We start from the raw sequence: 23,093 nt of genomic DNA on the forward strand, positions 1-23,093 counted from the left end.
CGGCGCCGCGCAGCGGGAGACCGGGCGCAGTAGCGGGCCCGTGGTCGCTACCTGCTGGACGGCGACCCCCTCGCGGTGACGGGCAGGGACGCCATCGTGGATCTCTCCTCTACAGGTCGTTCCGTGGCGCGAGTCGTCCTGATCTGGCGCATTAGCCGCCCTGGTGTCGGTGCTCCCTGGTTCGATCTCCGTATGGCAGCTGCAGCAGAGATCAGTCCCGCGGAGGCGTCACTCGACGCGATCCGCGAGGGCGCCGACGAGGTCGGTCGGCTCGCGCGGAACGCCGCCCCGGCGCTGCTCGCGTCCGCCGAGAAGCTCTACGAGGTGTACCGGGCAGCGCTCTCCATCCCGCTCGCGTTCGCCCGAGGCGGCCTGTCGAGCAGCGACTCGAGCGACCTCGTCGAGCGCTCGATCCGTGCCGAGCTCGCGGTCGGGTCGGGGGTGTCCGAGCGGGAGCTGTCCCGCGAACTCGAACGCGCACATCTGCTGATCGAGGACCTGCCCCGCACCCGCGCGGCGCTCGCAGCGGCGCGCATCCGCTGGCGGGCAGCCGAGGTGATCTGCGCGGTCGCCGCACTGCTGCCGAAAGCGTCCCTCCCCGAGTTCGACGAGCGCGCCGCAGAGCTGGCGCTCTCGAAGACCCCGACCCAGCTGCGACGCGCCGTGGACAGGCTGCGGGACGAGCTCCACGACGAGCCCCTCGAGAAGCGGCACGCCCGCGCCAAGGAGGACCGCGGAGTCTGGCTGACCCCGGAGATCGACGGAATGGCGACCCTGTCCGCCTATCTACCCGCGCCTGACGCGGTCGGCGCGTACAACCGCCTCGACCGGATCGCCCGCAACCTCCGCGACGGCGACGGCAGTCACGGAGACGAGCGGACGCTCGCTCAGCTGCGCGCCGATGCGCTCACCGATCTGCTCTGCGACGGCGACATCACCGGCACCACTCCGGTCAGCGACGGAATGGAGGCTCCGCCGACCTTCGTCCCCGCAGTGCGGGCAGACGTCCGCCTCACCCTCGCCGCCGCCACGGCTGCCGGCCTCGACGACGCCCACGCCGACCTCGACGGCTACGGAGCGATCCCCGCCGCGACCGCCCGCCATCTCGTCGGAGTGGCGGCGACGTTCACCCGCGTCCTCACCGACCCGGACACCGGCACCGTCACCTCCGTCGGCCGCACGCACCGGGTCCCACCCCCGCAGATGCGGCTCCACCTGCAGCTCCGAGACCAGACCTGCCGCTTCCCCGGCTGCACCCGACCCGCCTCCACGAGTGAGGCCGACCACACGATCGAGTGGCGCAACGGAGGCGACACCTCCCTTCACAACCTCGCCTCCCTCTGCACCGCCCACCACCACGTCCGCCACGGCGACCGCTGGACCTACCGCCTCCACCCCGACGGCACCACCGACTGGACCACGCCCACCGGACGCCGGGTCACCACCCCTCCACCCGCCCTCCCCGGGCGCCCACCTACCCCACCTCCGCGCTTCGACGACGCGCCACCTCCGTTCTGACGCGCCCACGCCCCGCCCGCACTCGACGGACGCTCCCGCCGTCAGCCGTCCCAGCCGCCCGGGATGTCGCGGATGACGCTCCAGCGCGGGTCGAGCTGGGTGGCCGCGCCGCCGCCCCAGCCCCGGCTGTGGAACCAGGGCGCGATCACCCGGGCGTCGTCGTGCAGGTGGGTGCTGAGGTGGCCGCCCCAGTACGAGAAGGTCGAATTGGTGAGCACCAGGCGGGGCGACCCCGCCAGCAGGGCCAGCTGCTGCGGCACCGGAGTCGCGGGGTCGGGACTGCGCACGTCGATCCCGCCGAGGAGCGGCGCGAGCTTCAGCCGGCACCAGGCGAGGTCGTCCGAGACGAGCAGCACGCTGCGCACCTCCCCCGCCTCGCGAGCCACCGCGAGAGCGGTGCGCACGTACTCGACGACGTCGAAGGAGTACCGCCCGCGGAATTCGGGGACGCTGTAGTAGTCGCCCCGGCGGACGTTGATCGTGAGATCGGCCGGGGGCGTCTCGGGAACCAGTCCCGTGAGGCCGCCCAGGAGCCGTGAGGCGATGAACTCCTCGAGATCGCCGGGCGTGAAGTCGACGCCGAACCGCTGGTAGACGTCGCCGACCTCGCGCGGGCTGAAGAACGACACGTCCTCGGGCGCCACGACGAGGTCTCCGACCTCGAACACGCTCGACCACTGCACCGTCCGGGCCGTCCGCCGGACCGCCGTCGGCTCCCCGCGCTCGCGCCGCACCGCGGCCTGCAGCCAGAAGTAGAGCAGGTTGCCGACCCCGAACGCCTCCTGCGGCATGAGCACGGTCGTCCCGCGCCTCCGGAGCGGCTCGAGCACCGCAGCCCGCAGGCTCACGACAGCTCGCCGAGGGCCACCAGCTGCGCGAATCCCGGATGCGCGGCGCGCACCTCGTCGAAGGTGCCCTCGCCCTCGATCCGCCCGTCGTCGAGGAACAGCAGCCGGTCGGCGCCGCGGACGGTCGAGAGCCGGTGGGCGACGATCAGCACCGTCATGCTGCCGTGCAGGTCGGCGATCGCCCGAGAGATCTCGTGCTCGGTCTTGTTGTCGAGCGCCGAGGTCGCCTCGTCGAGCACGAGGACCGACGGCCGGCGGTAGAGCGCGCGGGCCAGCCCGATCCGCTGCCGCTGCCCTCCCGAGAGCCGCACCCCGCGCTCGCCCACGCGGGTCTCGAGCCCGAGCGGCAGCTGGTCGACGACGTCGGCGAGCTGGGCGGCGCGGACGACCTCGCGCACCCGGTCGGGATCGACGCTCTCGCGGGGCACCCCGAAGGCGATGTTCGCGGCGAAGGAGTCATCGAGCAGGAAGACGTCCTGCGGCACCACGCCGAGCCCCGCATACCAGCCGGCGAGGTCGTCCCGAATGGGGCGGCCGCCGCAGAGGATCCGGCCCTCGGTGGGATCGAGCAGCCCGAGCACCAGGTCGAGCAGCGTGCTCTTGCCCGCCCCGCTCGAGCCGACGAAGGCGGTGGTCGCGTTCTCCTCGATCCGCAGGCTGATGCCGCGGATGACGTCGTCGGTGGAGTCGGGGTAGCGGTACGAGACCCCCTCGAGCTCGAGGTCGCCCGCGAAGCGCCCGCCCGCGCCGGGCGTCTCGTCGTGCGAGTCGTGCCCCTCGAGCTCGCGCGCCGCGTCGTCGACGATCAGCAGACTCGCCTGACCGCTCCGGACGATCGCGAAGGTCGCCGAGAGACGGTTGAGCGTCGGCAGCGCACGGAGCGAGGCCGCGGCGAACACGCCCAGCACCGAGAGCGCCTCCGCCGACGACCCCGTCGCGACGAGGATCCCCGAGATGCCGATGATGGCCACGACGAAGCCGATCTCGAGAAGGTACTTCGGCAGCTCCGAGACCATCGAGAGCATCCGGGACGCCTCCGCCCCCCGTCGCTTGGCGGCGCGGAACCCGGTGACGAGACTCGACGCGCTCGAGGAGAGCCGCGCCTCGCGGAAGCCGTCGAGCGCCGGCAGGAGGAACTGCCAGGTCTGCAGCGACGCCTCGGCCGTCTCCTCGCCGATCCGGCCCTGCCTGCGGCGGAGGAGCCGCTGCGTGCCGCCGAGCAGGATCCCGAAGAAGGCGGCCGCGAAGATCGTCGCCACGGGCGAGGCGACGACCAGGATCGCGACGAGCGCGACGAGCACCAGCAGGTCGGAGGCGATCCCGAGCACGCCGAGCAGCACGCCCGACGCCTGCGCGGTCGCGTCGTTGATGTTCCGGTACACCTCCGACAGCCGGCGCGAGCGGTGCACGGCGTAGGGCGCGAGCACGTAGCGGCGCAGCAGCTCGGTCGAGGCGTCGGCCGCGATCCGCGTCGTGCGGCCGAGGAGCCACCAGCGGAACACGATCGTGCCGATGCTCTTGAGCACGAAGACGAGGGCGACGAAGCCCGCGACGATCGGGACCAGGGTCGCGACGTCGGTGGTTCCGAGGATCCCGGCGATCACCCCGGTGACCGAGCCCGAGCCGGTGTCGGCGCCGGTGAGCAGCGCCATCAGCGGCACCATCGCGGCGACGCCCAGCGTGTCGAGGACGGCGAGCGCGATCGACCCGGCGATCGCGACGACGATCCAGCCGGGCGACGCGGCGTGGGCGAGCGCGAGCAGGGTGCCGAGACCCTGGCGGATCGAGCCCCTCATGCGGTGGTCCTCCTGTGCAGCGTCCTCTCGTAGACCGCGGCGATGTCCCCGCACATCTCCGCGACGGACCGCGGTACTGCGGCGCCGCCTCCGCTCGCCGCCTGCCGCTCGATCGCCGAGGCGACCGCTGCGGTGTCCGTGGCGTCGACGAGCGAGCCCGGCGCCAGGATCTCGGGGTTGCCGCCGACCGCCGACGCCACGAGCCCGAGACCCCGGGCGGCCGCGTCGAGCAGCGTGTACGAGCAGTTCTCCCAGACCGAGAGCTGGGCGATGACGTCGGCGTGCGCGAGGGCCCGCTCGGAGTCGACGAAGCCGGGGAACGCGACCGCGTCGCCGAGGCCGAGCCGGTGCGCCTGCGCCCGCAGGTCGTCGCCGAGCGGCCCCTCCCCCGCGACGGTCAGGGTGGCGCCGGGGACACGGCGCAGGAGCAGGGCGAACGCGTCGAGGAGGCTGTCGATCCGCTTCTCGGGCGAGAGCCGCGAGAGCGAGACGACGCGGAGGGAGCCGTCGACCGAGGGCTCGGAGGAGACCTGCGCGGGCGCGTCCACACCGTTGAGCACCACGTCGACCGGCAGCGACGGCCGCCACTTCTCGAGCATCGCGCGCCGCGTCGCCTGCGACACCGCGATCGCGCCGTCGAACGCGCGCAGCCGGGCGTGGTGGGCGGCGGCCATCAGCCGCGCCTGCGCCCCCGAGCGGTGGTAGACCGCATCCGGGCCCGCGATGCCGTGCTCGGTGGTGAGCCGCCGCACCGGCCGGGGCAGCGGAGTCGCGGCACTCACGATGTCGGCGTACGCCAGGTGCGAGTGCACGATCGCGGGGCGGAGCGCCCGCACCGTCGCGCGCAGCGTGCCGACGGAGGCGGCCGGGCCGGCTCCCGTGCCGAAGCGTCCTGTCGTGACCGCCGAGCCCTGGGCGCGGAGGCGTCGCGCCAGCGCGCCCTCGGGGCAGAGCACGACGACGCGGTGGCCCGGGAGGCCCTGCCGCGCGACGTCGACGACGTGGCGCGCCACGCCTCCGAACTCGGGGACGGGGACGACCCACAGGGCGATGGGCGGCGCGCTCACAGCCACTCCTCCAGCCGCTCGAGCGCCGTCCAGAAGCCCTCGCCGCTGTTGACGTGCCCCTGCCAGATCTCGGGGATGAACGGGACGCCCGGCGCGAGGACGTCGAGCGCCGTCGCGAACGACGGCCAGTCGATCTCGCCCTCGCCGATCTGCGTGCCCTCGCCGTCGATGCCGGTGGCGTCGACGAGGTGCAGGTGCGCGCTGAGAGGCGCGAGGATCTCGACCGCCTCCGAGAAGGCCGTGCCGAGGAAGTTGGCGGCGAGCTTGGTGTGCGACGCGTCCAGGCACAGGGCGGTGCCGGTCGCCCGGGCGAACTCCGCCGTGTCGCACGGATCGACGAAGAGGTTGTGGAACTGCTGTCCGCCCATCAGCCACGGGTACGGCGGCAGGGTCTGCGCCAGCAGACGCACGCCGCTCGAGTCGATGCGGGCGAGCGCATCGGCGATCCGCTCGTACATCGCACCGCGGCGCGACGGATCCACGTGGCCGTGTCGCGTGAAGCCGCCCATCGTGACGACCATCATCGGGTCCTCGTCCTGCCGGAACCAGCGCGACAGCGAGCGGGTGACGCCGATCGTGCGCTGCACCTCGGCGATCGAGCGCTCCCAGTGGTCCTGGTCGGCCGAGGCGAGGTCGACCAGGAAGTCGCCCGCGAACAGGTCGGGCAGGTGGGTCGTGAAGCCCCGGTCCTGACGCTCGGTGAACACGTCGTCGACGTCGATCTCGAGATCGCGGTACGAGAAGTGGAACTCGAGGAAGTCGGGCTCGGCGCCCGCCGTGAGCTCGGCGTGGTCGTGGTAGCGGACGGGCAGCCCCCACGGTCGGCGGAAGCGGAACGGCCGGCCGGTGGGGGTCGACTCGCGCAGGTCGCCATCGAAGAAGAACCCGCCCTCGGCGACGTCGCGGTGCAGCGTCCGGCCGAGCAGTCGCGGCAGCTCGTTGGGCTGCAGTCCGCGGCCGGGGCTGCGCACGGCCACATCCGCCGAGGCGACGACGTGCCCGCTCGGCAGCGGGCGCACCGCCACGAGCGACTTGGCGAGCGCCACGCGGTTCATCGACTCCCCGGTCGAGATGCCGCGCGCCTCCGCCGTGCCCAGCGCCACCTCGATGTCGCGGATCTCGGCCACCATCCGGCCGAACTCGTCCGGCAGCAGCGAGACCGAGTGGTCGTTGCCCTCCATCGCGCGGTCCACCGTGAAGTGCTTCTCGATGATCCGCGCACCCCGCGCCACGGCGGCCACCGGCACGTGCCAGCCGCGCTCGTGACCGGAGTAGCCGATCACGCCGCCGCCGATCTCGGCCAGCCGCTCGAGGTAGGCGAGATTCAGATCGCGGTAGGGCGCGGGGTAGGTCGACTGCGTGTGCAGCAGCGCGTAGGAGGTGCCCATCGAGCGCAGGAGCGTCACCGACTCGAGGATCTCGGATTCGCGCGACATCCCCGTGCTGAGCAGGAGCGGCAGGCCACGGGTGCCGGCGTCGGCGAGGAGCGCGTGGTTGGTGAGATCGGCCGAGGCGATCTTGAGTCCGGGGATGCCGTAGTCGACGAGCGCCTGCACGCTCGGCGAGTCCCAGGGGGTGCAGAGCACGTCGATCCCGACGTCGCCGGCGTGGTCGAACACCTCGAACAGCGCCTCGGCGGGCAGTGAGAACCGGCGCAGCAGGTCGATCGTGTACTGCGCGCCGAGGTCCTCCCCCGCCGTCGCGCTCCCGCTCTGGCGGTAGAGCGAGTCGAGATCGCGCAGCTGGAACTTGACCGCGTCGGCCCCCGCCCCCGCCGCGAGGTCGACCAGGCGCTTGGCGAGGTCGACCGAGCCGTTGTGGTTGTTGCCGACCTCGGCGATCAGGAAGGCCGGGTGCCCGTCGCCGACCGGGTGCCGGCCGATCTGCAGCGCGAGGTCGCCCTCGATCGCGATGGCGACGAGGTGGCCGCGCTCGTCGACGAGCGGCACGTGGCTGATCCCGTTCGAGCCGAGCCGCGCCGCGATCTCGGTGGTCGGGTCGTCGGCGGAGGCGGTGGTCACGTCGGTGTTCGCCACCGCGATCACCGGCACGTCGAGCGAGGCCGTCGGGTTCGCGATGATCCAGCGGCGGAAGTCGCCGTCGGACACCGAGCCGCGCAGCACGCCGTGACCGTCGACGCAGAAGACGATCCGCTGCCGGTTGGCGTTGATCTTCGCGAGCGCGGTCAGCACCGGGTCCTCGGCGAACACGATGTAGGGCGCGAGATGGCGGTCGATGATCATGCGGGTCTCCGCTCCTCGAGCTCGAGGAGGATCTGCTCGGCCACGACGAGATCGAGCGCGGTGTCGATGTCGCCACCCTCGAGCTCGTCCATCACGAAGAGGCCGACCCGGCCGCCGATGCGGTTGTGCTCGGTCTCGTAGACCTCGGTGCGGGTGAGGTACATCGATCCCGTCTCGCGGTAGAAGAACTCCGCGGGCTCGAGGTCCTGCCGGCGCGGGCGCGCCGAGACGTCGTACTGCGGCAGGGCGCTCTGCTCGGCGGAGGAGCCCGGGTCGCCGTCCGAGCGCCAGAGGAACGGAGTCTGCGCGACCACACCGACGAGCGAGTCGACTCCCGTGCTCTCGAACTGCTCCACGGCGCGGTCGAGAGTGCCCGGGAGGCGGATCGGCGAGGTCGCCTGGAGCAGCATCACCGCCTCCGGTCGCCGGCCGAGCGCGGTGCGGTGCGCGATCGCGTGCAGCACCACGGGCTCGGTCGCCGTCTCGTCGCGGGCCAGCTCGGCGGGGCGGAGGAACGGCACATCCGCTCCGGCGCCCTCGGCGATCGCCGCCAGCTCGAGGTCGTCAGTCGACACGAGCACGTCGAGCCCGGCGGCGAGAGCCTGCTCGATGCTCCAGACCACGAGCGGCTTCCCCGCGACGAGACGGGCGTTCTTGCGCGGCAGGCCCTTCGAGCCGCCGCGCACGGGGATCACGCACAGGATGCTCATCCCGCACCTCTCTCAGCGATCGACAGGGCCTCGGCGGCGACAGCGGCCGCGGGCTCGACGGGCGGTACGGCGGGCGCCGGCGTCGGCGGGGCCTCTCCCCAGCGCGAGAGCCCGTAGCGGCTCCAGAACTCGCGCACCCAGGCGGGCGGGTCCACGCAGGTCACCCAGGCGGGCGTCCCCGCGGCCGCGGCCTCGAGCACACCGGTCGAGAAGACGGAGGCGACCGGGCGGGCCTGCGCGGCGAGGTCGCCGCCGACCAGCACGCCGATGCCGCCGCGGCGCCAGGCCGCGTGCTGCCAGCGCGAGCGGCGGTCGACCTCGGCGGGGTGCGGGCGGTAGTCGGCGCCGGTCTCGCGGCAGAAGCGGGCGGCGGTCGCGGCGGCGATCCGGCGCGGGAGCTCGGCGCCGTGCAGCTGGCCGAGGAACAGCGGCCGGGCCTCCTGGTCGACCGGGCGCGGGTGCTGAGCGGCCGACCACAGCAGCTGGCTGCCGACGACGGCTGTCGTGACATCGCTCCGCCCCGACCGCCAGAAGTCGGCGTCGGCGGCCGAGAAGGCGAGCAGCGTCGCCCTCGGCGGCAGCGGCGGCGCGAACGGCGTGAGCAGCCCGTGCTGCACGACGAGGAAGCGCGCGCCGAGGCGCTCGGCCCAGCAGTGGGCGGTGGCGCCGACCGGGAGGTAGTGGCCGGTGCCGACGACCGCGCGGAGGCTCCGCAGCCCGGCCGGTGCGGGGGCGCCCTCGTCGAGCGGCACAGTGGTCCACTCCCCCGGGAGGAGGCGCGTCACGTCCGCGGGGGCCAGCACGGCCACCGAGTGGTCGCCGACATGGGCGAGCGAGGCCGCGGTCGAGGCCACCGCGCTCGCCGTCGACGCCTCCACCGCGAGCAGGATCGACGGCTCGGCTCCGCGCACGTGCAGCACCAGGCGGGCCGGGGTCGAGGGCCGCAGGCGCGCCCGGGCCGCGCGCAGGGGATCGCGCCCGCGCTGCCAGCGCCGCCAGGCGTCGAGGTCTTCGGGATGATTCAGGCCCACAGCGCACTCACCGCCCGCATGCGGTGCACGAAGGTGTGCTCGGCCCGGGTCCGCTCGGCGGCCGCCCGGCGCACGCCGCGCGCCCAGGCGGGATCGGCCTGTGCGTGCCGCACGTGCTCGACGAGCTGATCGCGGCCGTCGAAGACGAGCACCTCGCTCCCCACGTCGTAGTAGTCGGCGACCTCTGGCCGGTCGATCAGCGCGAGCGCGCCGACTCCCGGGGCCTCGAAGGCCCGCATCGAGAGCCCACCGTGGCCGTCGCCGTGGATCGCCAGCGTGGCGACCGACCCGGCCATCGCGCCGTAGTACGCCGACCGCGGGATGTCCCGGTGCGCACGGACCCCCGGGCCGCGCAGGCGCCCGGTGCGCACGACGTCCGCCGGATGCCGCGACCACTGCCTCCCGAACACCTCGACCTCGACGCCGCTCTCGGCCAGCCCGCGCAGCACGCGCTCGCGCTCGGGGTACCGCGCGCCGATGAAGGTGACCGCGCTCGAGGGTCGCGGTGTGAAGCCCAGCAGCGAGTCGAAGGCGTCGGGCAGCAGCGTGGCCGCGACTCCGGCACCCGCGAGCGTCGCGACATCGCGCGGCGAGTAGCTGGCGACCGAGACGGCGGAGGCGGCGAGCTCCCGGAGCCGCTCGAGGCCGAAGGTCATGTTGCGCAGCTCGTCGTAGAGCCAGAGCACGACGGGCGCGCCGCTCGAGAGGACCGCCTCCCACCACGCCTCGCCGAGCGAGTCGCCCTTGACCACGAGGACCGCGCGCGGTCGCGTCTCGCGCAGCGCCCGGATCGCGCGGTCGGTCTCGGCGCGCCTCGACCACGCGCGGATCCGCGTGCGGGGCAGCCGGTGGCCGACGGCGTCGCGCAGGCGGACCGCTCCGGCCGTGTCGTCGTAGCGGTGCACGACGACGGAGTCGCCGAGGTGCACGAACGCCGCCTCCAGTGCCCTCCAGTAGTCGTGGAAGACGGGGCTGACGACCAGCACGGGTCGGTTCACGTCGCCGCCGTCACGGCCGCGTCGATCAGCCGGAGCTCGCGGCGGAACGTCATGACCGGCCGGACGCGCCGGCCCGCGAGCGCGCGCAGGGCGTTGGCCGCGAGGTTGACCACGGAGGCGGCTCGGAGCGCCCCCGCGAGCGCTGCGGGGCTCGATCGCCACTTCCGCGCGTAGCGCAGGCGCGAGGTGAGCAGCCAGACGAGTCGGCGGGCGGGGTCGGAGGACACCCCGCCGCGATGCACGGCGACGACGTCGCCCGCGAACACCGACGGCACCCCGCGCGCGCGGAGGCGGCGCTGCAGGTCGACCTCCTCGCAGTTCATGTGGAACGACTCGTCGAACCCCGAGGCCGCCCGGAACTCGGCGGTCGGCAGCAGCATCGCCGCGCCGACGACCCAGTCGACGGGCACCGTCGCTCCGTCGACGCAGCGCGGGTCGAGACCGACCGCCGTGCGCAGCCGCGGCCGCCAGCGCGCCAGCGGGGTCAGCCACTCGATCACGTAGTGCCGCACGTGCGGGAACCGGCGGCCCACCCACTGCGGTGCACCGGTCTCGTCGTGCAGCTGGGGTGCGACCACGGCGGGCATCCACGCCTCGCCCGCGGCCACCAGGTCGCGGAGGAACGTGTCGCCGACGACCAGATCGCTGTTCAGCACCAGGAGGAGCGGATGCCGCGCCTCGGCCGCGCCGGTGTTCACGGCCGTGCCGAAGCCGCCGTTGCGCTCGCGGCGGACGAGCACGACGCCCTCGGTCTCGCCGAACGGCACGGGTGAGGCGTCGTCGACCACGATGACCTCGTGCTCCGGCGCGTCGAGCTGGGCGCGCAGCCGGGCGACGAGGGCGCGGGCGGGGGCGGGATCGCCGAAGTGCGGGACGACGATGCTCACGGCGGCACTGCTCACGGCGGTACCGCTCATGAGGCCACCGCCTCGAGGCGCATCGAGTGGCGCGTGCGGCTCATCGTGGCGCGCGGCGGCGCCCAGCCGGCCGGTACCGCGCCGAGGGCCGGCAGGAGGACGCGCAGCAGCGAGTCGATCTCGTCGATCGCCGCGAGGGCCGCCGCGGGACCGCGACCGAAGGGGTCGGCGACGTCGTCTCCGGAGTCGTAGGGAGCGGTGTCCGCGGCGACCAGCTCGCCGACCTCGGCACCCGGGGCGGCCCTCACGAGCCGCGCCGCGCGCCGGATGGTCGCCGTCCGCCTGGCCTCCGCCGGGAAGTGCTGCGTGATCCAGGCGCGCTGACCCGAGTCGAAGGCGAGGACCAGGTCGGCGTCGCGCAGCATCCGCCCGTCGACCTGCCGCGACCGGTGCGACGCGACCGAGACGCCGCGGGCGCGGAGCACGGCGCCCAGCTCGCGATCGAGGCCGCGCCCGACGAGCGCGTGCGTTCCCGCGCTGGTCACCCTCCAGCCCGACGTCGCGTCGAGGTAGCCCGCCGCGAGCAGCTCGGCCGAGGGCGAGCGGGCGATGTTCGCGTGGCAGAGCAGGAGGAGGTGACGGCTCATCGCAGAGTCCGCCGGGAGGCCGTCGGTCGCTCCGCCCTCGACTCGACGGGCTCGAGGGCCTGCGTGCGCGGCGAGCGGCGAGCGGACCGGCCGACGGCCGCGTTCTCCGTGGCGGCCTGCTGCGGCTGCGTGTAGTACGAGTTCTTGCGGTCGTAGTAGTAGTACCCGGTGTCGCCGTCCTGGGCCGTGACCATGTTGAGGACGGTGCCCAGCACGCGACCGCGCACCTGCGCGAGGATCCTCCGCGCGGCGGTGACCTCGGGCCGGCGGGTGCGGTTGGAGGCGACCACGAAGACGACGCCGTCGACGACCGTCGCGACGATGGAGGCGTCGGTGACGGGGAGGATCGGCGGCGCGTCGATGATCACGAAGTAGTCCTTCGACAGCCGCTCGACGAGGGTGCGCATCGCCGCGGATCCGAGCATCTCGGACGGGTTCGGCGGGATGTGCCCCGACGGCAGCGCGAAGAGTCCCTCGGTGCCGGTCGGGCGGATCGCGTCCTCGACCGGGATCTGGTGGCTGAGGACCTCGCTCAGCCCGACGGCTCCGTCGATGCCGAGCATCTTCGCGACCGTGGGGCGGCGCAGGTCGGCGTCGATGAGCAGGGTGCGCTGGCCGGAGTCGGCGGTGACGCGGGCGAGGCCGGACGCGATGGTGGACTTGCCCTCGGCCTGGTTGGCGCTGGTGATGACGACGCTGCGGGTCTCGTCGTCGACGCTCGAGAAGCGCAGTCCCGTGCGGAGCGCGCGGTAGGCCTCGGCGGTGATCCGGTCGACCGTCTCGCCCTTCCGGCCGGCCCGTCGGCCCGCCTTGGGGATGCGGCCCAGCACACCGACTCCGAAGAGCTCGGTGAGCTGATCGACGGTCCGCACGCGGATGTCGAGGGCGCGGCGGAGGAACGCGACGACGAAGCCCAGCACCAGTCCGCCCGCAGCGCCGAGGAGGAGGTTGCGCAGCCAGTTCGGGCTGGTCGGAGTGGACGCCGGCTCGGCGTTCTCGAGCGGCACGACCGTGATCTGCGGCGTGCGGTCGGCGGTCGACTGCGTCTCGATGTCGGCGATGACCGCGGCGAGCGCCGCCAGGGCGCCGTTCGCGAGGGCCGCCGCGTTCTCGGGCGTCGATGCCTCCGCCGTCACCTGGATGAGCGTGCTGCCCGGCGCGACGCTCGCGGTCAGACGGCCGTTGAGGGCCTCGCCGCCCGGGTTCGCCTCGGGATCCGACTGGATGCGCTCGTAGACCGCGCTGCTCGAGATGAGCGGCAGGTAGGCGTTCGCCCGGGTCACGGCGGTCTGCGCGCCGCTGATCGCGTCCGCCGAGCTGCCGTCAGTGGCGGCGATCACGAACCCGGCCGAGCTCGACTCGTAGACCTTCGGAGTGACGAACGAGAACGCCGCCATCGCGGTGACGCCGACCAGGACGGCGACGACGAGCGCCTTCCAGTTCCGTCGGATGAACGCGATGAAATCGACGACAGTCACTGAGCGCCTTTCTCCGTCGGGGCATTCGCCACTCGACGATGCTGAGGTTTTCCGCAACGCTAGCCTGACCGCTCGCCTCTCGCGCACCGGTATTCCTGCGCCCGGGAGGCGTCTTCTGCGAGGATTCCGATATGAGCAGTGCAGTGGACGGCGGCGCGCGAGGAGTGGACGTCGTCGATGTCAGGACATCGCGTCTGTCGCGCCTCGGCGTCGCATTCCCGATAGCACACTCCGCGCGCATCATCGATGCCGTGCTGATGGGCCTGATCGTCTATCGGCTTCCCGCTCCTTTTCTTCCGGTCGTCGTTCCCGTGGCCCAATCGGCGCTTATCGTTCTTCTCGCGATAAGCCTTTTCCGCAAGCCGACCCGATCTCTTCTGCCCGCCGCGTGGTATCCCTTCCTCTGCCTGGGGCTCCTCGTCTTCGTCGTCGCGATCTCGGTGACCAACGATCTCGAGGTCGAGCGCCGAGCGGGCAACATCGCGCTGGTCATGCTGATGGCGGGGTTCCTCGCGAGCGGACGCATCGACGTCGCCTCCGCCCTCAAGGGCATCGGCGTCGCGCTGGCGCTGAACGCCGCGCTGTTCGCCGCCGGCGTCACCCCGGACGCCTACCAGGGCGCGCTCACCGGCGTCCTGCAGGACAAGAACGTGGCCGGCCTCTTCTACGGCGTCGCCGCGCTGCTCGTCATGGCGGCGACGTCGCGCCGGTGGCTGCGGATCGCCGTCCTCGTCGCGGGCGGCGTCGCGGTCGTCGCCACCGACTCGCGCACCTCGATGGCCGCCTTCGCCTGCGGGGTGCTCTGGCTCGTGGTGACCCCGCGCCTCGGGCTGTTCTTCCGCGCGCTCACCGGGCTCGGCATCTACCTCCTCTTCGTCTGGGCCGAGGCCAACCTCTCGACGGCCGGGGTCTACGGTGTCGAGCGGGCGGGATCCGACCTCCTCCGCGAGCGGATCCTGCAGTCCTCGCTCGACCGGGTCGCGCTCGCCCCGTGGACCGGCAGCGGTCTCGGGCAGGCGACGGCCGATGTCGACGGGACCCTCTGGTTCTTCCACAACTCCTACCTCGCCCTGCTCGCCGAGGGAGGCGTCGTCCTGCTCGTCGGCGTGCTGCTGGTCTACGTGGTGGCCGGCTTCGGCCTCCTCCCCCGGCGCCCCGATTCGTTCGCGCGGCACGCGGTGGGCGCAGCGACGATCACCGTTCTGCTGAGCGCGACCCAGCTCGGCGAGGTGTTCTTCGCGCCGATCTCGTTCGTCGTCGTCGGTGCGGGGCTGGCGCTGCTGGCCGAGCGGCGCGAGGATCCGCTCGTCCCGCCGCTGTTCTAGCGACCAGCCGCCTCGCGCAGCACCGCGCGCACATCGGCCCACATCCGCACCGCGTTCGCCTCGGCCAGCACGCGCGCCCGCCCCGCGCGAGCCACGGAGGCGCGGCGGACGTCGTCGCCGAGCGCCTCCTCGATCACGGCCGCCATCCCCTCCGGATCGTGCATCGGCATCGTGAACGCACTGACTCCGTCGTGCACGTAGCCCGCCATCGCCGCGCTCCGGGTCACCGCCGCCGCCGTCCCGCAGCCGGCGGCCTCGAGCAGGACGCTCTGGCCCGTCGGGTAGGCGAGGTCGTGGGTCGGCACCACGACGAGCTCGGCGTCGCGCAGGTTGTCGCGGTGCTCGCCGACCGCCACGGGCTCGTGGACCATCACGTTCGCCGGTACCGCGAGGCCGCCGAGGCGCCCCGGAGTGGTGAAGACGTCGAACCGCCGGTGCGGCAGCACCGCTGCGGCCGCGACGAGCGAGGCGAAGTCGCGGCCCCGGTCCACGCCGACGGCCAGCACCTCGAACCGCTTCGGGCGCTCCGACGCAGGGGTGTAGTAGTCGGCGTCGACGCCGAAGCCGACCGAGACGACCTTCTCCTCGCCGACTCCGTGCCGCGCGAAGATCCCGCGCTGGTTCTCGCTCAGCACGATGATCCGGTCGACGCTCCCGGCGGCCCGGAGCACCCGGCGCCTGCGCTCGGACGACCCCGACTCGAGTTCCTCCGCCCACCAGCACGAGAGCACGACCAGCGGCGTCCGCGCGTACGGCGGGATCCCCGCGCGCCGCAGCAGCGCGGGGAACTCCGCCTCGGGCTCCAGCACGCAGAGCACCGCATCGGCCGAGGCGACGGCGCGCAGAGAGCGGATCTGAGTATCGAGGGAGAGGCCGGTCCGGTGCTCGAGGACATCCCGGACTTTCACATGCCGAGGGCTCGAGGCATGGCCTTTGGCGAGAAGACGGAGGGAGTCGTCCTCGAGAAGATCGGCGCGATAGGGAAGACGGCCCGAGAGAAAGGGCTCACCCGACTCCGCCACGATCGATGAATGCTTGAGGAAGAGCCCCACGACTCGAAGTCGCCGTTCTCCGGCCGAAGTCGTCATGAGGGCATTGTGCCCTTTCCCCCCTCTCGCTGCTCCTCTCTTAGCAAGATCACCCGACACCGACACGTCGCCTTCTGCCGGGACCGTGTCGCTGATCGACGGACCACCGACTCCGGGAAGAGCACGACCATCGAGAACAGCGCCGATATCCGAGCGGATATCGCTTCCGACCTCACGACTCCGGCTTCTCTCCGACGAATCACTGTCCGTGACGTCGCTCCAGATCGGTCATCAGCTGCTCCACGCGGCGTCGCCCGGCATCGGGCGAGTAGTGCTCCCGCCACCGCTGGTGACCGGCCTCCACGCCCTCGTCGAGCCCGCGGGAGACCCTCGCGACGATCGCCTCGGCGAGTGCCTCGTCGTCCCCGGCCGGAACCCTGTCGCCGATCGACGGACCCACGATCTCGGGAAGGGCACCGGCATCGCTGACCAGGACCGGTACGTGGGCCGACATCGCCTCCGTCACGACGAGGCCGAACGGCTCCGGCCAGATCGACGGCACCACGAGCAGATCGATCCGCGAGAAGACGTCCGCAGGCGCCAGCCAGCCCGGTCGCTCCAGGAGGGACGCGAGGGGTTCGAGGGCCGCGTCGACCTCGCGCCGCGCCTCCTCCGACACGAACCGGGGCTCTCCCGCCAGCAGCAGCCGATATGCGCCCGGCGAGGCGGCCTCGAGCCGGGCGAGCGCACGCGCGAGGACGGGCACGCCCTTGTCGGGGGACGGCCGGCCGAGGAAGCCCAGCACGGTCACGCCGTCCGAGCGGTCCCGGCGCTCCGCGAGCTCGACCCGCCGGCTCCAGTTCGCGAACACGGAGGCGCCGTGCACCGCCTGGGCCATCGACCGCGACGGCACGAGCGTCGTCAGAGCCCCCGCACGCGCGACCGGCGCGAGCGCCCGCTGCGGGCCGGTCGGGCGCTGATGCAGGTGCACGATCCGCCGCGCGTGCCCCGCGGTCGCGGCCGCAGGAACCAGCCCGTTGCACCAGAGCACGCCCCGGCGCGGGGACGCGTCCCAGCGCCGGAGCACCCGCATCCACTCCCGGCGCCCGGTCGCCTCGAGCTCGACGACGCGGTGGCCCGCCTCGCGCGCCGCCGCGACGAGCCGCCCCGGCTGCGACGGTCCGACCACGCTCACCGCGACTCCCAGCTCCTCGAGCGCCGCCGCGATGCTCAGCAGCATCACCTCGCCGCCGCCGACGTCGCCGTTGTTCGTCGCGAGGGTCACCCCGTCGCGCCACAGCCCGCCCGTGCTCGCCATTCGCCCGCCCCTCCGACCTCGCCCCACGCTAGAACGGCCGGGCACTGCGCGGGGCCGGCTGGGATACTGGATCGATGGATCCCGTGACCGCGCTCTTCGCCGAGGAGGCGGTCCCGCTGGTGACGGCGTTCGTCCACCAGCGCGCCGAGGCGGCCGGGATCCGCGCCCTCGTCCTCAAGGGTCCGATCGCCGACGCCGACCTGCTGCGGCCGCCCCGCGCCTCCGGAGACGTGGACGTGCTCGTGCCGCCGGAGGATCTGGCCCGCCTCGTCTCGCTGCTCGGCGACGAGGGCTGGACCCTGCGCCCGTGGCCCGACGCGCCGACGCTCGCGGCGAAGCACTCGCGCAGCTACCGTCACCCCGACTGGCCGATCGACATCGACGTGCACTGGCGCTGGCCGGGCTTCCTCGTCCCGCCGGCCGAGGCCTTCGAGGGTCTGTGGGCGAGGAGGCGCCTCGTCGATCTCGCCGGCCGCACGGTCGCGACGGTCAGCGTCGCCGACATGGCGCTCGTCCTGGCCCTGCACTCCCTCCGCGACGCCTGGCAGATCACCGATCCGCGCCACGTCGGGCCCGTCGACTACGAGCTGCTGGTCGCCGCGGTCGCTCCCCGCGCCGAGATCCACGATCCACTGGCCCGGGCCGCCGAGTCGCTCGGCGCCGTGCAGACGGCTGCACCGTTCCTGCAGGAGCTCGGGATCGAAGCTCGGGAGGGCGACGTGCCCGCCGCGGAAGTGCGCGCCTGGCGCCTCAACGCGGCCTCCCCGCACGCCTCCGCCGGCTGGGTCGAGGCCCTGCGCACCGCACCGCCCGCGCGCCGGCTCGCCGTGCTGCGCCGCGCCCTCTTCCCCTCGGCCTTCGCCCTGCGCGCCGCCGACCCGGCGATCGGCCCGCGCCGCCGCGACGCCGTAGCGGGCTGGTGGCGGCGCTTCCGCCGGGGAGCGCGGACCGCCTGGCCCGCGTGGCGGCGCCTCCGCCAGACCGACGGCGCCGCCGGCCGGAGCACCGGATGACCCGCGAGCTGACGATCGCGCCCTTCGGGCTCGGCGTGCGCCTCACCTTCGACGACACCGTCCCCGACGAGCTGATCGCCTCACTGCAGGAGTCGTGGAGTGACGTCACCGACGTCGCGGATCGCCCGGGCTCCGCGCACCTGGTCTCGCTGTCCGAGCCCGCGGGCGTGCCGCGGGTGATCGCGCAGCCGACCGAGGAGGCGATCGCCGAGCACATCGGCGCGGCCCTCACCGTGGCCGCGGCGAACGCCTGCGAGGGCCGGCTGCTGAGCATCCACGCCTCCGCCGTCGCGCTGCCCGACGGCCGGGTCGTCGCCTTCGTCGGGCGACCGGGGGCCGGGAAGTCGACGCTGGTCAGCCGCGCCGGGCGCGTGCACGGCTACGTGACCGACGAGACGGTGGCCGTGCGCCGCGACGGAGGCGTGCTGCCGTTCCGGAAGCCGATCGCGCTGCACGCGAGCACGGGTACCGGATGGAAGGAGCACCGCTCCCCCGCAGCGATGGGGATGCTCCCCCTGCCCGACGCCCCTCTGCGGCTCGCCGGCCTGTGGCTGCTCGCCCGCGACGCCGACGGCCCGGCGGCTCCGGCCCTCGAGGAGGTCGCCTTCGACGACGCGCTCCGGACCCTGCTGCCCGAGCTCAGCTTCTTCGCGACCCTGCCGGCGGCCCTGCACCACCTGGCCGACCTCGTCGACGCGATCGGAGGCGTGCGGCGACTCCGCTACCGCGAGGCGGAGTCGGTGCTCCCGCTGCTCGACACCGTGGGCGAGCCCGCGCCGGTCGAGGTGCACGGGCCGGAGGTCGTCGCGGAGGCGCCGGCCGGCCTGTACTCGAGGGATGCGGGCACCGAGTGGGTGGACCGCGACGGCACCGTCACCTGCCTGCACGGCAGTCACGTCGAGACCCTCTCGGGCATCGCCCCGACGATGTGGCGGGCGCTGCCCGCCACTCTCGACGACCTCACCGCCGCCGTCCTCGACGCCCACGGCACCCCGCCCGACGGCGACCCCCGAACCCTCGTCGAGTCCGTCCTCACCGAGCTCGTGCGTCGCGGCGTCGTCCGCGCAGCCCCGCTGATCGAGTAGCCCGCGCGCCTCAGCCGCTCGGCTAGGGCTGCGGGATGTTCTCGCCGACCGAGCCGCGGGCGATGAACAGGTCGAGCAGGTTCACCACTCCGAGGGCGCGGATGTAGATCGCCGCGACGTCGTAGCGGCCGACCGGCAGGCTGTCCCAGACCACGGGGCCCGGAGGATTCGTCGAGCGGTTCTGCGCGTTCACGTCGATGTTGATCAGCGTCGAGAGCGCCGAGAACAGCGGAGTGAGCAGCGCAGTCTGGATCAGCCCGAGTGTCGGCACCAGAGTGACCGTGAGGAGCGTGTTGAGCGCCGCGTTCACGAGGCCGGCGGCCGTACCCGTCGCGGTGCGGAGCGGGGTGCCGTTGATGCGGATGTTGTCCTGCAGACGGCTCAGGAGGGCTGCGACGAGCGCGGTCGTGAATCCCGCGACAGCTCCGGCCGGGAGTGCGACGTTGTTGTCGACGAAGAGCGTCGAGTTCGGCGGCAGACTGTTGAAGTAGGCCGAGTAGGTACCGAACGGGGTGTTGCCCGGCTGACCCGGCGCCGGCCCCAGCAGGGACAGCAGGTCGATCGTGATGGTCGCGGGCGTCACTCCGAGCTGCGCCTGGATGGGCTGACCCGCTCCGGGGAGGTTCCCCGCGAAGACGGCCGTGCGGTCGACCGTGATGGTGGTGCCGGTCGTCAGAGCGATACCGGCCAGCAGATCGAGGGTGTTGCCGACGAGGGTCACGACCGTTCCGAGCAGCGGCGACGCGGCCACCAGGTTCAGTCGGGTGACCTGGTAGTCGCGCTGGAGGTTCTCGATGCCCGCGATGCACGTCGAGTCGAGGATGGCGCGTCCGGTGACGGCGCCGATCTGCAGTCGCAGGTCGGTGACCTGACCGACGAGGCCCGCCGCGGGCGCGCCGATTCCGGTGAGGATCCTCCGCAGGTCGATCGTGCCGAAGTCGGGGAACGTCGCCGAGGCGGAGTTGAGCTCGAGCTGTCCCTGGTTGTCGACCGCGCCCGCCGCTCCGCGGACCGAGCCGTTGATGTTCGCCCGGGCGTACTGGTCGAGGGCGCCGACGCCGCTGGGCGCGGCGACGGACAGCAGCGTCGAGAGCGCGCCCGTCAGTCCGGTCGCGTTGATCTGCACCGTGTTGAGAGCCGTGACGCTGGTCGTCCCGAACCGGGTGACCTCCGGGGTGCCCTGATCGGGCACGAGGGCGAACTCGCCCTGGAGCCCTGCCACGTTGTCGAGGTTGACCCCGCCGAGGAATCCGCTCAGGAGCCGGCCGCGCGCCCGCGCCTGGAACAGAGTCCCGGTCGGGAAGCAGCTGACCTGGGCTGCGGAGGCGGACTGCGCCACCATGATGGCCGGCACCGACCAGGCCGCCGTGGCGACGACGGTGCGCCGCGTGAGCCCGAGAGCAGAGCTCTTCTTCGAGCTGATCTCGTTCGTTTCGAGCGGATTAGACTCCGACATGGGCGGCCCTTTCGAGGTGTCGCTCGACGGACCACCCGAAGTGGTGGCGTCGGCCGCAAACATAGCGAAGGACATGCCGGTCTCATGGCTCTCTGGCGGATTTCTACTCGTCGTGGCGACAATGCGCGGACGGCCTTATGTGCCGACAGGCTTATGCGCCGATAAGACTGCGAGCGCATGAAGCAGTGAGCGAAGAGAAGGGAAGAGCAGTGCGGGCTGACACGCGACGCCTCCGATGGCGTCGCCATCCCGACACCGCCTTCGTCGATGTCCGCGGCCGGATCCTCGTTCTGCCGCTGACGCCGTCGCCGATGAGCAGCCCGTACGCCATGCAGGCGAGCGTCGCCGAGGCGTGGCGCGTTCTAGCGGCCGACGCGCAGGACTTCACCGACATCGCCGAGCGGCTCGCGCTGCTGCACGGAGTCGCGGCCGACACGATCGTCGACGACCTCGAACGGATGCTGACCGAGATGGAGAAACTGATGCTGGTCGAGAGCCTCCGATGACCGCCGCGAGCGTGATCGTCCCCAGCTACGCGGGGGCCGAGCGGCTGCCGCGCCTGCTGCGAGCGCTCGAGGCGCAGTCGCACCCCGAGCTCGAGGTGGTCGTCGTGCTCGACGGCGTCGTCGACGACAGCGAGCGCGTGCTCGATCGCTCGCCCCGGGTCCGGCGCGTCGTGCTCCCCGAGAACCGCGGCCGCTCGGCGGCGCTCAACGCCGGCTTCGAGGCGGCCACCGGCTCGGTGCTCATCCGCTGCGACGACGACCTCGAGCCGCCGCCGGGCTGGGCCGCCGCGCACGTGAGCGCCCACGCCGGCGCGGCGACGGGCGTCGTCGGCCTCTGCCCGAACGTCTACGACGACACCGCGTACGCCCGCGCCTACGGCCGCGGCGCCGATGCCCGCTTCCGGGCGGGCGCCTACGCCGCACCCGCCGGCCAGACCTGGCGGTACTGGGGCGGCAACGTCTCGGTCACGCGCAGCACCTTCGAGCGGATCGGCGGCTACAGCACCGAGTACCGGGCCTACGGCTGGGAGGACGTCGACTGGGGCTACCGCCTGCACCGCATCGGGCTCCCCGTGCGGATCGACCGGGCCGCCGAGGCCCCGCACCACGGCGCCTCGACGAGCACCGCGATCCGCAGCCGCCGCGCGTTCCTGTCGGGCGCCGCGCGGCGCACCTTCGAGCGGCTGCACGGGGCCGAGGCGCACCCGTCCGCCCCGGCGACGGCGAGCCCCTGGAACACCGCCGTCCGCCTCCTCGCCCGCGTCGAGACCGAGCGGCGACTCGCCCGGCTGGCGTCGCTGATCGACGGAGCCCTGCCCGTCCTCCCCCGCGCGATCGGCGAGAAACTGGTCGCGCTGACCGTCGAATCGGCCGGGATCGCGGGCTACGGGCGGAGGTGAGCCGGCACCGCGCCCCGCTCTAGGCTCCCCGCCATGCGGGTCCTTCTGGTCGGTGGTGCGGGGTACATCGGGAGTCACACCGCCGTCGCGCTCGTCGACAGCGGGCACGAGGTCCTCATCGTCGACGACCTCTCGCACGCGGGAACCGCCTCCCTCAGCGCGGTCGAGAACCTCACCGGCGTGCGCCTCCCCCTGCTCGTCGCCGACGCGCGCGACGAGGCGCGGCTGACGCGGTTCGTCCGCGAGCACGCGCCCGTCGACGCCGTCGTGCTGCTCGCCGGCCTCAAGTCGGTGGGCGAGTCGGTGGCCCGCCCGCTCGAGTACTACGCCGTGAACCTCGGCGCCGCGATGACGACGTTCGCCGTCGCGGCCGCCACCGGGATCCGCACGATCGTCTTCTCGAGCTCGGCCACCGTCTACCGGCCGGGCGGGGCGATGCCCGTCGCCGAGGACGCGCCGACGGGCCTCGACCTCGCGAACCCCTACGGCCGCACGAAGCGCGTGATCGAGGAGATCCTCGCCGACGTCTCCCGTGCCGATCCGGCGCTGACCGCCGTGAGCCTGCGCTACTTCAACCCGGTCGGCGCTCATCCGTCCGGGCTGATCGGCGAGGACCCGGCCGGGCTCCCGACCAACCTGATGCCGATCGTCTCGCGCGCCGCCGCCGATCCGGAACTCAGCGTCGACGTCTTCGGCGACGACTACGACACCCCCGACGGCACGGGCCTGCGCGACTACATCCACGTCTCCGACCTCGCCGCGGGGCACGTCGCAGCCCTCGAGCGCGCGGCGACCGGCCACTCCGTCTACAACCTCGGCACCGGCGTGCCGACGAGCGTGCTCGAGCTGATCGACGCGTTCGAGGAGGAGAGCGGGACGAGCATCCGGCGCCGCCTCGTGGGACGCCGCCCGGGCGACGTGGCCGCGAGCTACGCCGACCCGCGCCGCGCGGCGCAGGAGCTGGGCTGGAGGGCCACGAGGACGATCCGCGACTGCGTCCGCGACCAGTGGCGCTGGCAGACCTCCGGCATGGTCCATGCGGTCTGATCCGCTTATCGATAAGCGCTTCTCCGACGAGTGCCCGACGATCCTCGCCATTATCCCGAGGTTATAGACGCGCTTCCGGGCATCGAATGACAACCCTCTCACCCCGTCATTCTGCGACGACTCCCCGATGCTTCCGATTCTCGAAGAAGGCGCCGGGTTAGCTTCTACTGAATTGTGACCCGCATACGGGGACCAGTGGGGATATCGGAATGGCGCCTCGCGT

Annotated in this window: 20 protein-coding genes; 7 read left to right on the plus strand and 13 right to left on the minus strand. The window is 73.2% G+C overall.

All coding sequences use genetic code 11. The annotated features are described in order from the left end of the window. The first annotated feature begins 192 nt into the window (after positions 1–192). A complete protein-coding gene (locus ASG06_RS03490; RefSeq protein WP_056038529.1) occupies positions 193–1,518 on the plus strand; it encodes an HNH endonuclease signature motif containing protein in 1,326 nt (441 codons plus the stop codon). A 41-nt stretch (positions 1,519–1,559) separates the two neighbouring features. On the opposite strand, the gene ASG06_RS03495 is transcribed toward ASG06_RS03490, so the two are convergent. From ASG06_RS03495 to ASG06_RS03540, 10 genes are read right to left on the minus strand one after another with little or no spacing between them, the layout of a single operon-like run. Next, complete coding sequence (locus ASG06_RS03495) at positions 1,560–2,366, minus strand: alpha-1,2-fucosyltransferase (protein WP_056038531.1); 807 nt, start codon at positions 2,364–2,366, stop codon at positions 1,560–1,562. Next, complete coding sequence (locus ASG06_RS03500) at positions 2,363–4,162, minus strand: ABC transporter ATP-binding protein (RefSeq protein WP_056038534.1); 1,800 nt, start codon at positions 4,160–4,162, stop codon at positions 2,363–2,365. The genes ASG06_RS03495 and ASG06_RS03500 overlap by 4 nt, the downstream gene beginning before the upstream one ends. Beyond that, on the minus strand, positions 4,159–5,229 hold the full coding sequence (locus tag ASG06_RS03505) for a glycosyltransferase family 4 protein (protein WP_056038537.1): 1,071 nt from the start codon (positions 5,227–5,229) through the stop codon (positions 4,159–4,161). Before ASG06_RS03505 ends, ASG06_RS03500 begins: the two co-directional genes overlap by 4 nt. Further along, positions 5,226–7,472 (minus strand): N-acetylneuraminate synthase family protein, encoded by a 2,247-nt coding sequence (locus tag ASG06_RS03510; RefSeq protein WP_056038540.1) that lies wholly within the window; start codon positions 7,470–7,472, stop codon positions 5,226–5,228. The genes ASG06_RS03505 and ASG06_RS03510 overlap by 4 nt, the downstream gene beginning before the upstream one ends. Next, positions 7,469–8,182, minus strand: a complete 714-nt coding sequence (locus ASG06_RS03515) for an acylneuraminate cytidylyltransferase family protein (protein ID WP_056038543.1) — start codon at positions 8,180–8,182, stop codon at positions 7,469–7,471. The genes ASG06_RS03510 and ASG06_RS03515 overlap by 4 nt, the downstream gene beginning before the upstream one ends. Beyond that, positions 8,179–9,213, minus strand: coding sequence for a hypothetical protein (locus ASG06_RS03520; RefSeq protein WP_056038546.1), 1,035 nt, complete (start codon positions 9,211–9,213; stop codon positions 8,179–8,181). The genes ASG06_RS03515 and ASG06_RS03520 overlap by 4 nt, the downstream gene beginning before the upstream one ends. Continuing rightward, entirely contained in the window at positions 9,204–10,211 is a 1,008-nt protein-coding gene (locus ASG06_RS03525) for a glycosyltransferase family protein (protein ID WP_056038550.1), read from the minus strand. Before ASG06_RS03525 ends, ASG06_RS03520 begins: the two co-directional genes overlap by 10 nt. Continuing rightward, positions 10,208–11,128, minus strand: coding sequence for a glycosyltransferase family 2 protein (locus ASG06_RS03530; protein ID WP_056038553.1), 921 nt, complete (start codon positions 11,126–11,128; stop codon positions 10,208–10,210). The genes ASG06_RS03525 and ASG06_RS03530 overlap by 4 nt, the downstream gene beginning before the upstream one ends. Next, a complete protein-coding gene (locus ASG06_RS03535) occupies positions 11,125–11,715 on the minus strand; it encodes an arsenate-mycothiol transferase ArsC (protein WP_056038555.1) in 591 nt (196 codons plus the stop codon). Before ASG06_RS03535 ends, ASG06_RS03530 begins: the two co-directional genes overlap by 4 nt. Then, entirely contained in the window at positions 11,712–13,193 is a 1,482-nt protein-coding gene (locus ASG06_RS03540) for a polysaccharide biosynthesis tyrosine autokinase (RefSeq protein WP_056038558.1), read from the minus strand. The genes ASG06_RS03535 and ASG06_RS03540 overlap by 4 nt, the downstream gene beginning before the upstream one ends. 131 nt (positions 13,194–13,324) lie before the next feature. On the opposite strand from ASG06_RS03540, the gene ASG06_RS03545 reads away from it, so the two are divergent. Continuing rightward, entirely contained in the window at positions 13,325–14,518 is a 1,194-nt protein-coding gene (locus ASG06_RS03545; protein ID WP_156465845.1) for an O-antigen ligase family protein, read from the plus strand. Here ASG06_RS03545 and ASG06_RS03550 read toward each other — a convergent pair. Beyond that, the gene (locus ASG06_RS03550; RefSeq protein WP_056038563.1) at positions 14,515–15,426 is read right to left on the minus strand and encodes a glycosyltransferase family protein; all 912 of its coding nucleotides are present in this window, start codon (positions 15,424–15,426) and stop codon (positions 14,515–14,517) included. The two genes, ASG06_RS03545 and ASG06_RS03550, sit on opposite strands and share 4 nt — an antisense overlap. A gap of 379 nt (positions 15,427–15,805) precedes the next feature. After that, on the minus strand, positions 15,806–16,864 hold the full coding sequence (locus tag ASG06_RS03555; protein ID WP_056038566.1) for a glycosyltransferase family 4 protein: 1,059 nt from the start codon (positions 16,862–16,864) through the stop codon (positions 15,806–15,808). Between the two features lie 74 nt (positions 16,865–16,938). On the opposite strand from ASG06_RS03555, the gene ASG06_RS03560 reads away from it, so the two are divergent. Both ASG06_RS03560 and ASG06_RS03565 read left to right on the plus strand, forming a co-directional pair. Next, positions 16,939–17,877 (plus strand): nucleotidyltransferase family protein, encoded by a 939-nt coding sequence (locus ASG06_RS03560; RefSeq protein ID WP_056038568.1) that lies wholly within the window; start codon positions 16,939–16,941, stop codon positions 17,875–17,877. After that, positions 17,874–18,962 carry a hypothetical protein gene (locus tag ASG06_RS03565; protein ID WP_056038570.1) on the plus strand — a complete coding sequence of 363 codons (1,089 nt, stop codon included), beginning with the start codon at positions 17,874–17,876 and terminating at the stop codon, positions 18,960–18,962. The genes ASG06_RS03560 and ASG06_RS03565 overlap by 4 nt, the downstream gene beginning before the upstream one ends. 22 nt (positions 18,963–18,984) lie before the next feature. Here ASG06_RS03565 and ASG06_RS03570 read toward each other — a convergent pair whose 3' ends face one another. Further along, positions 18,985–20,418 (minus strand): choice-of-anchor G family protein, encoded by a 1,434-nt coding sequence (locus tag ASG06_RS03570; protein WP_056038572.1) that lies wholly within the window; start codon positions 20,416–20,418, stop codon positions 18,985–18,987. Between the two features lie 209 nt (positions 20,419–20,627). Between ASG06_RS03570 and ASG06_RS03575 the strand changes: the two genes are divergently transcribed. From ASG06_RS03575 to galE, 3 genes are read left to right on the plus strand one after another with little or no spacing between them, the layout of a single operon-like run. Beyond that, positions 20,628–20,924, plus strand: coding sequence for a hypothetical protein (locus ASG06_RS03575; RefSeq protein ID WP_056038574.1), 297 nt, complete (start codon positions 20,628–20,630; stop codon positions 20,922–20,924). Next, a complete protein-coding gene (locus ASG06_RS03580; RefSeq protein WP_056038577.1) occupies positions 20,921–21,823 on the plus strand; it encodes a glycosyltransferase family 2 protein in 903 nt (300 codons plus the stop codon). The genes ASG06_RS03575 and ASG06_RS03580 overlap by 4 nt, the downstream gene beginning before the upstream one ends. A gap of 33 nt (positions 21,824–21,856) precedes the next feature. Next, positions 21,857–22,870, plus strand: coding sequence for a UDP-glucose 4-epimerase GalE (gene galE / locus ASG06_RS03585; RefSeq protein WP_056038582.1), 1,014 nt, complete (start codon positions 21,857–21,859; stop codon positions 22,868–22,870). Positions 22,871–23,093: the final 223 nt, after the last annotated feature.

Source organism: Rathayibacter sp. Leaf185 (assembly GCF_001423885.1).
Lineage (GTDB): Bacteria > Actinomycetota > Actinomycetes > Actinomycetales > Microbacteriaceae > Rathayibacter.

What these genes read in the sequence shown, in the direction of transcription:
- ASG06_RS03560 (WP_056038568.1), top strand. Translation starts at nt 16,939, where the DNA reads ATGGATCCCGTGACCGCGCTCTTCGCCGAGGAGGCGGTCCCGCTGGTG.
- ASG06_RS03555 (WP_056038566.1), bottom strand. Translation starts at nt 16,864, where the DNA reads ATGGCGAGCACGGGCGGGCTGTGGCGCGACGGGGTGACCCTCGCGACG.
- ASG06_RS03490 (WP_056038529.1), top strand. Translation starts at nt 193, where the DNA reads ATGGCAGCTGCAGCAGAGATCAGTCCCGCGGAGGCGTCACTCGACGCG.
- ASG06_RS03580 (WP_056038577.1), top strand. Translation starts at nt 20,921, where the DNA reads ATGACCGCCGCGAGCGTGATCGTCCCCAGCTACGCGGGGGCCGAGCGG.
- ASG06_RS03545 (WP_156465845.1), top strand. Translation starts at nt 13,325, where the DNA reads ATGAGCAGTGCAGTGGACGGCGGCGCGCGAGGAGTGGACGTCGTCGAT.
- ASG06_RS03565 (WP_056038570.1), top strand. Translation starts at nt 17,874, where the DNA reads ATGACCCGCGAGCTGACGATCGCGCCCTTCGGGCTCGGCGTGCGCCTC.
- ASG06_RS03535 (WP_056038555.1), bottom strand. Translation starts at nt 11,715, where the DNA reads ATGAGCCGTCACCTCCTCCTGCTCTGCCACGCGAACATCGCCCGCTCG.
- galE (WP_056038582.1), top strand. Translation starts at nt 21,857, where the DNA reads ATGCGGGTCCTTCTGGTCGGTGGTGCGGGGTACATCGGGAGTCACACC.
- ASG06_RS03515 (WP_056038543.1), bottom strand. Translation starts at nt 8,182, where the DNA reads ATGAGCATCCTGTGCGTGATCCCCGTGCGCGGCGGCTCGAAGGGCCTG.
- ASG06_RS03570 (WP_056038572.1), bottom strand. Translation starts at nt 20,418, where the DNA reads ATGTCGGAGTCTAATCCGCTCGAAACGAACGAGATCAGCTCGAAGAAG.
- ASG06_RS03530 (WP_056038553.1), bottom strand. Translation starts at nt 11,128, where the DNA reads ATGAGCGGTACCGCCGTGAGCAGTGCCGCCGTGAGCATCGTCGTCCCG.
- ASG06_RS03510 (WP_056038540.1), bottom strand. Translation starts at nt 7,472, where the DNA reads ATGATCATCGACCGCCATCTCGCGCCCTACATCGTGTTCGCCGAGGAC.
- ASG06_RS03500 (WP_056038534.1), bottom strand. Translation starts at nt 4,162, where the DNA reads ATGAGGGGCTCGATCCGCCAGGGTCTCGGCACCCTGCTCGCGCTCGCC.